The following is an 11,887-nucleotide window of genomic DNA, read 5'->3' as shown; positions in this document are numbered from 1 at the left end:
CAATCGTTTACAGCAACATTGATTGGGAAGCAGATTTTTCTTAGAGTCGATAAGAACTCTATTGTGGACGCGCTAAAACATCAGCGCACAGGCGCTGTAAACTCCATTAAAAATTTGCGGAAAAACTCTGCGTCGGCTTCGTATATGGATGGACGCAAGCATGCATACTACACACAACTAGTGACCAACATTACATTGGCACTAAATGACTTTGAGTAGTATCGTATAAACTAAAGTCTTGCCAAACTCTAGCCCCCACTCTAGCATTGGTTTCACTCCAATCCTAAAGTGGCCGCATTTATACTATTTTAGACGCAAAGGGGGCAGATTTATTTTTTCGGTGCTGGTTGATGTGCCATTAAATAAATCTGCCCCTTTTTTCGCGTATGCATAAGGAGTCACCAGCAGTCAGCTATAAAGGAACCAGGTAGCCATGATTACCAAAAATGCACTCTGTAAGTAAAAATAGGCAATCGAGCAATTGTTGGCTTAAAAAATTAAAATGTGCTTCACATATAAAAATAGCCAACCACACCCTGAAACTTAAACAACATGCTTCGATATGTATATCTTTGGCTTAAGCCCGAACCCCTTGACAAGCTTGTGCCATGACTCCACAGCTAGAAGAAACTGAATGGAATTATAGTCAGTAATTTTTTCTATATCTCCCTCAAACACAAACCACAACGAAGCCGTTTTTATTGATTTATCAAACTTTATCACCTTCCTTTTGATCAACTCTATGGAGTCTTTGGACTGCTCGATATTGTAGATCAGCTCAGAATTGGTCTCAGAAATCTTTACAGAAATGATCTCACCTGACTTATATATATCAGCGACCTCAACCCGATACTGGTTTTTCTTTTTCTTTAGTGACTGTATCAGAGTCAACTGCCTATCAAGCAATACAAACCCACGATCAGCACATATTTTCTGGTTAAAATATGCTTCCCGATAAGTTAGCTTATCATCGACTGGCTCGTTGGCAGCGATTCTTCGTTCTTTCTGGGCTTTCCAGCGCTGAAATTCCGCTTCTATTAGATCCTCTTCAACAACTATATCGATACTTTCCAAGGAACGCTTCAGATAATCCATGAAAGTCTGGTTAAATACAAACCACTCCCCTCCCTTAAGGAAGTAATCTGCACCATCGAAGGATATCGGAAAGTCAAGCAGCTCTTTAAGCGGCTTAGTAAAAGCCCCAGACTCCTCGTTCTTAAACTGGACAGAGATCTCATTAATGTTCGTAATCTCAGCATGGTCTTTAATAAAGCCTGAGACACTAGCAATGTCTAGCGTATTCCCTAAACTCTTGCGGAAAATATCACCTTCAGTTCTTGCTGAAATTCGATAGTCGTAGTCATGAAAACTAAAGCATATCGCAACCCCGTGCACTTGGAACTCCTGAATGGCGACACCCCCCTCACCACGCTTCAAACTCTCAAACGCTACAGAATCCAGCTCACTGCTCAACTCCTCTGTCACAGCCTCCAATTTTGGCAAGTGTATGATTTTATCGTCTTGGTAACTTTTCTCAATCTGCTCAAAAATTTCTGACAATTCAAGCGGCGCCTTATCCATGTCCATTTGGATAGAGTCTGCAAAGATAATATTACGTTTGCCCCAAATATCCTTGTCTGCTGCTTTTAGCTTGAGGTGATCGACCGACTCCCCAGACTCGTAACTATCAATCTGAAATTGCTGGTACGAAGAAACATCCTGTCTTTTTGTACCCGTAAAGTAGCGACTTTTCTTCAGCAATATTGAGTTTTCGTCTGCCATACGAATGGCCAAATCAATACCGAAATCAAGTTGGATAAATTTAGATAGATAAAAGTGCGACTTACCCAAGCTTACCGCATAAATGGTTTCAGGCTGGACTGTATGTTGGCAAAGCAACATTCCGAAATTGAAAATATTTTTAGGCGCTGGCAAATCATCTTTAAAGAAGCTTCGATACGTATCCCACCACCAAACGTCATTCCCCGGATTAACTTCAGAATAGTAAAATGTCTTTGAGTAAGCATTTGCAACATGAGTCTTCTGCTCAGCCAACCCCACCGTCCGGAGCTTTTCTTTGAGCTGTTCCAACTTATGGGGTTTTACCTTGTATATATTGTAAGTATTGGCCATGCCCGTCTCCTTTGGAGCATCTTCCCTAGCGAGAGCACTAAAGGTGCCATTTCTGACTCCCTAACGCAATATGTGCGCATGCTAGAAAGTCACTGGATCTCTTTTATGGATTCTCTCAAAGCCATACAACTCCAGTCGGGTTTACTAAGCCACTTGGAGAGTTCTAATGAATAAAATATGAAATCCACGGGGGTGGATTTAGGATAGTTTTAGCGATACTAATCAGGAGGTGATCTTTAAATTTCGTTGGAAATCATAGAGTTAACGGCCAATTCGACTCCTGGTGCCACCATACAAAACAAAGCCCCCGCAGAAATGCGGGGGCTTTGTTGTTTCCAGGGTACCCACTTTTTTCGCCTACACCCTGAAAACCTGTAGAAGCGAGCTTACTCGCGATCAGACCGCCAATTCCACCGACGATCTGCCAGTCAAAACAGCGCAGCCCCTTTCTACCTCACAACCCATGAAGCAACCTCAACCGAAAATCATCTTCTGCCAGTGATCCTCACCCACAATGGCAATGCAGGCTCCCGCCTCCCGCAACTCCACGGCCTTCATGATCTTCGTTCCATAGGTACTGTGGCGCCACTGCTCATTACCCACGCTGCCAACCACCAAGTAATGCACCTTCTTACTCACCCCGCCCCCAATCAAACCACCACGTTCCTCCACTAATGCCTGGCAATCTTTACGCGGCCCAAAGGCCATAACGCCCGTAAAGACAAACATCCGACCATCCCACACCAAATCGGGCGCCGGTGAATTTAAGGGCAGGTCCGTTGGCGCAACGACAACAGTCCCGCCGACCTTCGAGTTCTCAACATCCACGCCAGAAAACTACGCAGGATATTAAGCAGCTCAACAGCCTCGTCCGGGTCCAGGGCATCGTCCTGAAGCATGGATGCCAAACGCGAATACAGCAGATTGATCACCGGGTCATTCAGGTGGACGAGGTTGCTCTCCAACCATCGCTTAAGAAAAATCGCTTCGCCGGTGTTCACGACACCGTCCGCCGTAATTCCAGCCGCCAGCCCCACCAAGGCATCGGCGGCGCGCCGATCAATGCGTGAGCGGTGGAAGAATTTGCTGTTTTCGAATTCGTTGTGTAGGTCCATTACAGGAGGGGACTCCTTGGGGTGGGTTCGGGTTGACACGGAAACATTGCTGGCTAAGTGGATGCTGTATTGAAACGTAGCATTTCCGAGCGCGAGTCATCTTTTTTGGGTCAAGAAAATAAATTCGTCCTCTTTTTCAGCATCCCTCAGGGACTGGCCCCTATTTGATGAGGGCCAGTGAGGCTCAGACAGAGGCGGCCACAGGTGCCAGGGTCGGGCCGTGGTCTACACGCTCGGGAGCCTTGTGCACCATGGTGTAGGCATAATCGACGCCCATGCCGTAAGCACCGGAGTGCTCCTTCACCAGATTCATGACGGCGTCGTAGGTGTCGCGGTTGTTCCAGTCACGCTGCCACTCCAGCAGCACCTGCTGCCAGGTGACCGGCACCACGCCGGCCTGAATCATGCGCTGCATGGCGTAATCGTGAGCCTCCTTCGTTGTGCCACCGGAAGCATCGGCGACCATGTAGATCTCGTAGCCGGCATCGTGCATGGCGGAAAGTGCAAATGTGGTATTACACACTTCAGTCCAAAGGCCAGAGACGATGATTTTATTGCGGCCATTGGCTTTCAGCGCGTCACGTACTTTCTGGTCGTCCCACGAGTTCATCGAGGTGCGCTCCAGCAGAGGCGCGTCAGGAAACACAGCGAGTAATTCGGGATATGTGTGGCCGGAGAAGCTATTGGTTTCGACGGTGGTGATAGTGGTTGGCACGTTGAAAATTTTTGCGGCCTTCGCCAAAGCGACCGTGTTGTTCTTCAGCGTCTGGCGGTCGATGCTTTGCACGCCAAAGGCCATCTGGGGCTGCTGATCAATGAAAATCAGTTGGCTGTTTTGAGGGGTCAGGACTTCAGTTTTCGGATTGTTCATGGTGGTTCCCTTTAGTGAAATGATGGTCTTTTAATCTCTTTGCGGGCCGGGCCAATCTTTTGTCCGCTGAAAATCACGGAAGGTTGTTGGCGGTAGGTGCGGCACCGATTTCGAGTTCAAGGTAACCGATCGCTCACGATTTTAGGGGCGCATTAATGCGTCTCCAGAGGCGCATTAATGCGCCCTTATAAAATCATCTGCGGTGCTAGTCTCTGGCTTCCCACAACTTGGACTGCCGCTGTGCGAGCAGTCTGTTCTACGCCAGGAGAATGCAATGTCAGCTTCGCAACCGTTCGGAAAGAAAACCGCTTACTGGGGGGTCGCATGGGAAGAAAGCTATGGCTACCCGCAGGCCAGACAAGTCGGGAACGACATCTATATATCCGGCCAATTCAACCATGATGAAGAAGGCAACCTGGTAGCTCCTGCCCCACTCGATAGCGAAGGCAAGCCCAGTGATTTCTCTTCGATGGGAGAGCAAATGCGCGCTTCATACGACAACATCTCCAAGTTGCTTGCACTGTATGGTGCAACGCTTGAAGACGTGGTCGAAGAGACGCTTTATGTGCTGGACATGGACGCGGCGTTTGCCGTGGTAGGCAATGTTCGCAAGGCTGCGTTTGGCACCGAGCGGCCCCAGTGCGCGAGCAATATAATCGGCGTATCGAGGCTCGCACAGCGGTCGCAGTTGATCGAAATTGTCTGCAAGGCGGTCATTGGCTCCGGCACCCGTTAAGACGTGCTCCCGGTTTCGTCTACGAAACCGGGAGAGCTCGCTGGCCTTCGACCAAAGGCTTGAGTTCGGCAACCGCCGCTGCGCAAAACGTCATGAACGCCTTGACTCGCCATGACTTTCGAATGTCCTGGTGAGTCAGCAGCCAAAGCCCATCCTGAAGTTCAGGCACAACCGGGCCGACACGCACCAATCCCGGCGTGATGTCACCCAGCATGCAGGGAAGGAACCCAAAACCAAGTCCCGCTACAATCGCAGCGCTTGCAGCGGCGACGGAGTCGGTACGATACGAAATGCAATCGGGGTGAACTCTGCTATCAACGTAGCTCGTTGCTTTGAGGCCGCATAAAGCTGCCGAGTAAGATACCCACGGCTGGCCTTCCGCGAAAGGTGTCGAGGTCGGTGCGTTTTTATCGCTGCCGTATGGCGCCCAGGCAATAGTCGCGAGTTTGCGCCCAACCAGACTTTCAGCTGGTTTATTGGTCGCTCTCACCGCAATATCCGACTCATCGCGGGCAAGACTCAATGTCTGATTGCCTACAAGTACTTCAATCGCTATCCCTTCATTCAGAGCTTTGAATTGCGCAATGATAGGTGTGAGGAAGTACAACAGCAGCGAATCGCTGGTGGTGATGCGCAGTTTTCCGAGTGGCCCCTGACCCGCCCGTGACACACGCCGTGCAACACTAACGATATCCAGTTCGACTCGCTCGGCGAGCTCTCGCAGCTCTACGCCTTCCGCTGTGAGCATGTATCCCGAGCGGCGGTGATCGAAGAGTGCAACTCCAAGTGTTTTCTCAAGCTGGGCCACTCGGCGCGATACCGTGGATATGTTGATCCCCAGTTTTTTGGCAGCATCAGTGCGATTGGCGCATTCACTAAGCGCTTTGATAATGCGCAAGTCGTCCCATGAGAGCTGGGCCACAGCATCACTGAAATCCGATCTGCCCCCCATTTGCACTGCCTGGCGTGATGAACCGATGTTAGGTGGTGTATTCACGCGAGATATTCCAAATAGCATGTTCGCTCATCATACGAAAAGGCTAATGGGGAACAAAGTAATTGGGGTCGGATTCGTTTGGATCGTTCGCAAGCCGTAGCACGCGAGCAGCACGTTTCGAAATAACCTAGCGATGACGACTTGCTTTCGGTCATTCAAGAGTGTCCGCTTTTGGCCGATTGTGGCCCGTGGGAACAAGCAGCAATCGGCCAGAAGCGGACGTTTAGAAAGCCTTCGGTAATGGGCTGCGAAGACGAGCGCGGACTCGCGATTTTTTCTCGATTACTCATCTCGGACAAGCCCTGCTACCCAATCAGCAAATGCGCTCACAGCCGGTGAAAGAAAGCGCTGATGCGGATATAGCAAGTGAACAGGAACTGAGGCAGGCTGCCAGTCAGCAAGCACTTCGACCAACCGCCCCTCCAGCAGGTGATCGCCGACCACGTTCTCAGCAAGCTGAATTAACCCGAAACCATCAAGGCTCATTTTGATGTAGAGCCCAGTCTCGTTGACGGCGGCTCTACCGTTAACCGGGACTGAGATCTTTTCAGTACCGCGTGCAAATTGCATTTCGTCCGCTTGTCTTGCGCGGCCCGAAAAGTAATGGATGGCCTGGTGGTGCGACAAATCCTGTGGTGTTTGCGGAGTACCGTTTTCTTCGAGATAGGCGGCAGACGCACAGGTCACCCAGCGAAACCGGCCCAGAGGGCGCGCAACGAGCGTTGAGTTGCCTAGCTCACCTGTGCGAATAACGCAATCGACGCCCTCCTGAATCAAATCAACCTGCCGATCGTTGACGCCGATCATCAGGTAGATATCCGGGTAGCGCTTGTAAAAGTCGTGCAGGTTTGGCATGACGATGAAGTGTGCAATTCCGCCTGGCATATCGACCCGCAAACGCCCCTGAGGTCGTTTTACGGAATCCGTCAGGCTGGTCTCCGTGTGTTCGATCAGTTCAAGTATTTCCCGGCATTGCGCAAGATATCGAGCGCCCTCAGGCGTCAGGCTGACCCGCCGCGTGGTTCTGTTCAGTAGGCGCACCTGCAGGTATTTCTCTAGATTCTTAACGCTGCTGGTGACCGTCGAGGCTGGCAAAGCGAGCGTCTGCGCCGCTTGGATGAAGCTTGCTGCCTCAGCCACACGGACAAAGATCTGCATAGATTGAATACGATCCATGACTACTGGCAGCCTCAAAGAAGTGATAGGTAAAGAATTTACTATTCGTAAAATTTGAATAATAAAAACAGTTTTACCATCTTTTTCCCGCAGTATCGCCCTACGTACATTTCTTCCAACGAAATTTGAAGAGGTGTACTGAAATGTCTGAATACAACCGCAGCATCCTGCATGCCCCGGCCGATTCGGCCGCCCGCACACTTATCCGCGGGGCCACTGTACTTAGCATGGACGGCGACATCGGAAATCTGGCACGCGGCGATATCCTTATCGAAGGCAGCACCATCTCGGCCATTGGTGAAAACCTTGAGGCCGGCGACGCTGTAGTGATTGACGCATCCGGGATGATTGCCATGCCCGGCATGGTCGACACGCACCGCCACTCCTGGGAGGGGCAACTACGGAGAATCAATCCGAACGCCGAAACCTTGGAGGATTACTGCAACGCGACCCACTTCTCGTTCGCCAAATACTATCGCCCAGCGGACATGTATATCGGCAACCTCCTGAGCGCGTTGGGCTGCATCGATGCCGGTATCACGACCCTGGTGGACAACTCGCATAACAGCCGCACCGGTGAGCACTCCGATGCAGCTATCGAAGCGCTGCTCGATGCAGGCATACGTGCCGTACACGCCTCGGGGGCGCCGGTTGCTGGTGAGTGGGACAAAGCCCACTGGCCGGGCAATCTGAAGCGCCTGCAGGAAAAATACATCAAGAACGGCGATAACCCGCTGCTCTCACTGGCGATGATGGCGCAGTTGGAACCTGAGCTGTGGGCTGAGGCCCGACGCCTAGGGCTTCCTATCATCACTGAGTTTTTTGGCGGAGACATGGCGGCAGAGTTGGAAGGATTGCATCACGAGGGGCTGCTCCGCTCCGACAACATCTTTAACCACTGTACCGCGCTGCCGGACTCAGGCTGGAAAATTCTTCGCGAGGCTGGCGTGCGGGTAAACGTATGCCCGCGTTCAGATGCCCACTACGGCATTGAGGATGGAATGTTCGCCATGCAGTCGGCCCAGCGCCACGGAATCAGCCCGGGGCTGAGTGTCGATAACGAAACCTCCTACAGCGGCGACATGTTCATGGAGATGCGGGTGGCGTTCTACCTGCAGCGCGTCATGGGCATGCACCAGCAGCGCTGCTGCGGCGAAGGCCATCGTCCGATGGTCACCCTGCCTGCCCATGGCCTGCTCAAAGCCGCGACTGTCGACGGTGCCACCTGCGCCGGCTTGCAGGACAAAGTCGGCAGCCTAGTTCCCGGCAAACAGGCGGATCTGATCCTTATCAACGCGCAGGACATCAACCTTTACCCGTCAGGCAACGCCTTCGGCACCGTGGTACATGCGGCCGAACGCAGTAATGTCGATACGGTCATGATTGGCGGGCGCATCGTCAAGCGGGGTGGCAAGTTACTGGGCGTAGACAGCGAGCTACTGCGTGCGGCAATCGACGAGTCCCGTGAGCATTTGTTTTCTGCAGCAGGCTACCAGCCGGACATCTTTGCCGAGACATTCCTGCCGCTTGAGTTAGCCAAGTAAGGAGGCTCGAGATGAACGTAACCTACTACCTGCTGGCCATTGCAGCAGGTCTTGGCATCACCCTGCAGACCACGCTGAATGGTCAGCTCGCTAAAGGTGTGGGGGGCGACTCCGTAGCGGCGGCGCTTTTCTCTTTCACTGCTGGCGCGGTCTGCCTGGGCATCTTTTCATTGATGCGTGGTGGGATAGCGGCCTCACTCGCGGCAATCCCTACCCAGCCCTTGTGGAGCCTGCTGGGCGGTCTGCTAGGTGCCGGTGCGTTGCTCAGCTATGTGGTGCTTGCGCCCAAAATCGGTCTGTCGGCACTGCTTGGCCTCGCTATCGCTGGGCAGATCATTTCGTCATTGGTTATCGATCACTTCGGATTGATGGGGGCATTGGAAAAGCCGGTGTCTCTCGTCAAGTTGGCTGGGGCAATAGTGATGCTCGCAGGCCTGGCCATTGCCCTGTTCGGTGATTGGTGGTCAGCGCCTTTATCCAACTGACTGCTTTGTTTACACCCATCCTGTTTCGTAGGACACCAACATGTTTAAAGCCCTAACCGACACCACCAGTCTTCTTGGCGAGTGCCCCGTATGGTGTGAAAGAACCGAGCGCCTGTTCTGAACAGATATTCCCGGCTGCGAGTTGCGTGCCCTGGCCCCGGCAAGCGGTGAAGTGCAGCGCTGGTCGTTGCCCGAGTCTCTAGGCTCATTTGCCCTCACGGCAGACGAAGACGTGCTGCTGATGGGATTGGTCGATGGCAAGGGAGCTCCAGACGGTTCTTGCATTGATGCGCAGGGTTTTCTCTGGAATGCGGAATGGGGCGGCAGCAGAGTGGTGCGCTACGCGCCTGACGGCAAAGTTGACCGCGTAATAGAGTCCCCCTGCGTACAAACCACTTGCCCGGTGTTTGCAGGCCCTCGTTATGAAACGCTTTACAGCACTAGCGCAAGGATAGGGCTGGTCAAGCCAACAGATTCGGATGGCACGCTGATGAAAGCCGAAGCTATTGTCGCTGTGGGACTTCCTGAAGAGCGATTTTCGGGGCGTCTGAACTGAATAGCAGGTTCTAGTCTGGCACATCGTTCTGAAGCGGGAGCAAGCTCCCTCGCCACGGAGCCGAGATTTTCAGCATTCGACTGCTCGTCGTTGGTGGCAATATCCACTTTTCGTACTGAAGCTCACTCGTTACGACTGTCCGGGCTTTCCGTGATTCGGGACCGGGCTGACTTGAACAGCGCGATGGCGATGTCTTCAATGTCCGAAACCTGATGCAACTTTTCAAGCCATCGAGATGGAATACCCTGTTTCGAATAGAACGCACCGGCTATCTGACCAACGATTGCAGCGGTGGTGTCGGCATCGTCACCCAGGTTGGCGGCTTGCAGCACTGCTGCCTCAAAGGAGTCAGTGGACCAGAAGCACCAAAGTGCGGCCTCGAGCGAGGCAATGCAGTACCCGGTTCCTCTGATCTGGTCACGGTGCTTGTGCTTGAAGCTGCCAGAAGCGAGTTCTTTGATTGCCGGTTCGCAATACTGTGTCGGAGAAAGAGCAAGCACGTCGTCTTTCTTATGACCTGCCAATGCCTTGGAAACCACCTCTGCCAACAACTGACACGACTCGATTGCCTCGGGGGCGCCATGGGTTGTGCGGGAACTTTGCTTGGTGGCCCATGCCATCGAACTCTGGTCCGGAAAGTAGAAAAGGATGACCGGCGCCAGGCGCATGATCGAACCGTTCCCGGCCGTTTCCGGATCAATGGAACCGGCGAACGGCTCCCCAGTTTCTTGAAAGGTCATTAGCGCCTGTCTCACTGTCGTCCCGATATCGAAGCATTGCCCCGTCGCACTCCAGTAACCCCAATGCCACCAATTGAGATACCGCGTCATCTGGTCTCTGGCATCGAAGCCGTTCTTCGAGAGCAGGCTCTCAGCTAGACAAAGTGCCATCGAGGTGTCATCTGTCCATTGGCCGGGGGCCAAAGCGAAAGGTCCGCCGCCGACCATATCGGTGATGGGGCTCAAGGTGTCGCGGTCGCTAAATTCCAGGGTGGTGCCGACAGCATCGCCACAAGCCAGGCCTAGTAGGCATCCGATATAACGGTCCAGCAGATTGTTCTCTGGGGTCAATGGCTGCCTCCGAAGCATTTCCAGTATTCAGGTGCGTGCAGTATACGGCGGAGGTCGGTCTCCCCTCTGCCTCCTCACGTCTGTAAAAAATCCAAAATAGCCTGGCTAGTCGCTTCCATCTTCTCCTCAAGCACCCAATGCCCGGTGTTTTGCAAGATCAAGGAGTGGGGGCGTGAAGTGATGTGCTGCACCTGCTCGGACAATGTCTTGCCCCTTGAATGGTCTCCGCCAATGGTGAGCACCGGGAGAGTCAGTTTATTTGCAGCGAAGGCCTGGTTGTCATTGGCGTCCTGCTCTATCCAGGCTGAGTAGAGCTTGAACGCCGCGTCCATGCGGCCGGAGCGAGAGTAGTCGTTCACCAGGGCTTCACGTACTTCTGTCGGCACTTTATGGTTGCCTGGGTAGACGAACTCATCGAAAAACATATCCAAGTAGATTTTTTCTTTGTCTTTAATCATTTTTGCAGCGGTGGCGCCATAGAAGCGGAAATGCCACTTGCTCGAAACTCCGGTTAAGGGGTTGCCGTTATAAGGGATCTCCCAGCCTGGAATGCCAGGGATGAATCCGTCCATCAAAATCATGTGTTTGGTTTCGGAGGGGTAAAGCGCACCGTAGGCGTAGGCGATGATCAATCCCATGTCATGGCCGACAATATCAACCCGATTCAAATTCAAATATCTAAGCAGCTCGCGCAAATCCAGCGCCATGTTCTTTTTGTCATAGCCCGCGGCGGCAATATCTGTTTCTCCAGCGCCCCGATAGTCAGGAACGACCGGGGTGTACCCCGCACGCAGTAGCCGTCCCATCAAGGGCTCCCAACTCCTCCAGCTCCCCGGAAAGCCATGTACCAGGAGCACCGGCTTCGCACCGTTGCCGCCGATCAGGTAGTGCATGCGAATGCCGTTCACGTTCGCGTATTCGCTTCTGAACACTTCACCATCGATGACCATGTTGCACCCCTCCATGAATAGGGTCAGGCGTTTCAGCTAGCGTGGGCGTATCTGCGACAGTCTCGCCACTGTCAGGGCTGACAGGGGCGACGAGCGGATATCGGCAAACGCTGTCGTGGCCTGAAAGGCAAAGAAGCGTCAGTTGCTCCGACGGCCCGAGGACCGTCGGAGACTGAGATCATCGACGAGGTATGAAGTAGGAGACGTTACCGATCGTCATCAACCAGACATGGGTCTTACTGTCGGCAGGGGTA

10 protein-coding genes and 1 pseudogene are annotated in these 11,887 nt (G+C 52.8%); 4 read left to right on the top strand and 7 right to left on the bottom strand.

Annotation, left to right across the window (positions count from 1 at the left end; all coding sequences use genetic code 11):
* Nucleotides 1–543: 543 nt before the first annotated feature.
* From KI241_RS01420 to KI241_RS01410, 3 genes and pseudogenes are all read right to left on the bottom strand, one after another.
* Complete coding sequence (locus KI241_RS01420) at nt 544–2,133, bottom strand: DUF6119 family protein (RefSeq protein ID WP_212803270.1); 1,590 nt, start codon at nt 2,131–2,133, stop codon at nt 544–546.
* Nucleotides 2,134–2,607: 474 nt separating this feature from the next.
* Nucleotides 2,608–3,248, bottom strand: a pseudogene (locus tag KI241_RS01415) (BRCT domain-containing protein).
* A 184-nt stretch (nt 3,249–3,432) separates the two neighbouring features.
* A complete protein-coding gene (locus tag KI241_RS01410) occupies nt 3,433–4,119 on the bottom strand; it encodes a hydrolase (protein ID WP_042730239.1) in 687 nt (228 codons plus the stop codon).
* Between the two features lie 274 nt (nt 4,120–4,393).
* Between KI241_RS01410 and KI241_RS01405 the strand changes: the two genes are divergently transcribed.
* A complete protein-coding gene (locus KI241_RS01405; RefSeq protein WP_047736185.1) occupies nt 4,394–4,855 on the top strand; it encodes a Rid family hydrolase in 462 nt (153 codons plus the stop codon).
* 19 nt (nt 4,856–4,874) lie between these two features.
* Here KI241_RS01405 and KI241_RS01400 read toward each other — a convergent pair whose 3' ends face one another.
* Together KI241_RS01400 and KI241_RS01395 are read right to left on the bottom strand one after the other, a co-directional pair.
* Nucleotides 4,875–5,807 carry a LysR family transcriptional regulator gene (locus KI241_RS01400; RefSeq protein ID WP_212803854.1) on the bottom strand — a complete coding sequence of 311 codons (933 nt, stop codon included), beginning with the start codon at nt 5,805–5,807 and terminating at the stop codon, nt 4,875–4,877.
* A gap of 327 nt (nt 5,808–6,134) precedes the next feature.
* Nucleotides 6,135–7,028 carry a LysR family transcriptional regulator gene (locus KI241_RS01395; RefSeq protein ID WP_212803269.1) on the bottom strand — a complete coding sequence of 298 codons (894 nt, stop codon included), beginning with the start codon at nt 7,026–7,028 and terminating at the stop codon, nt 6,135–6,137.
* A 143-nt stretch (nt 7,029–7,171) separates the two neighbouring features.
* On the opposite strand from KI241_RS01395, the gene KI241_RS01390 reads away from it, so the two are divergent.
* The 3 genes from KI241_RS01390 (at nt 7,172) to KI241_RS01380 (ending at nt 9,613) form a co-directional block, all read left to right on the top strand.
* Complete coding sequence (locus KI241_RS01390) at nt 7,172–8,572, top strand: amidohydrolase family protein (RefSeq protein WP_123578532.1); 1,401 nt, start codon at nt 7,172–7,174, stop codon at nt 8,570–8,572.
* An 11-nt stretch (nt 8,573–8,583) separates the two neighbouring features.
* The gene (locus tag KI241_RS01385) at nt 8,584–9,057 is read left to right on the top strand and encodes a DMT family transporter (protein ID WP_212803268.1); all 474 of its coding nucleotides are present in this window, start codon (nt 8,584–8,586) and stop codon (nt 9,055–9,057) included.
* Nucleotides 9,058–9,199: 142 nt separating this feature from the next.
* Nucleotides 9,200–9,613 carry an SMP-30/gluconolactonase/LRE family protein gene (locus KI241_RS01380; protein WP_244868255.1) on the top strand — a complete coding sequence of 138 codons (414 nt, stop codon included), beginning with the start codon at nt 9,200–9,202 and terminating at the stop codon, nt 9,611–9,613.
* A 122-nt stretch (nt 9,614–9,735) separates the two neighbouring features.
* Here KI241_RS01380 and KI241_RS01375 read toward each other — a convergent pair whose 3' ends face one another.
* Both KI241_RS01375 and KI241_RS01370 read right to left on the bottom strand, forming a co-directional pair.
* Nucleotides 9,736–10,683, bottom strand: a complete 948-nt coding sequence (locus KI241_RS01375; protein ID WP_244868254.1) for an ADP-ribosylglycohydrolase family protein — start codon at nt 10,681–10,683, stop codon at nt 9,736–9,738.
* Nucleotides 10,684–10,757: 74 nt separating this feature from the next.
* Nucleotides 10,758–11,633, bottom strand: a complete 876-nt coding sequence (locus KI241_RS01370) for an alpha/beta hydrolase (protein WP_244868253.1) — start codon at nt 11,631–11,633, stop codon at nt 10,758–10,760.
* Nucleotides 11,634–11,887: the final 254 nt, after the last annotated feature.

The organism is Pseudomonas sp. Cab53 (assembly GCF_018325965.1).
Taxonomy (GTDB): Bacteria; Pseudomonadota; Gammaproteobacteria; order Pseudomonadales; family Pseudomonadaceae; genus Aquipseudomonas; species Aquipseudomonas chlororaphis_E.
The sequence above is the reverse complement of the archived record's forward strand: the minus strand, read 5'-3'. Positions and strand labels throughout refer to the sequence as shown.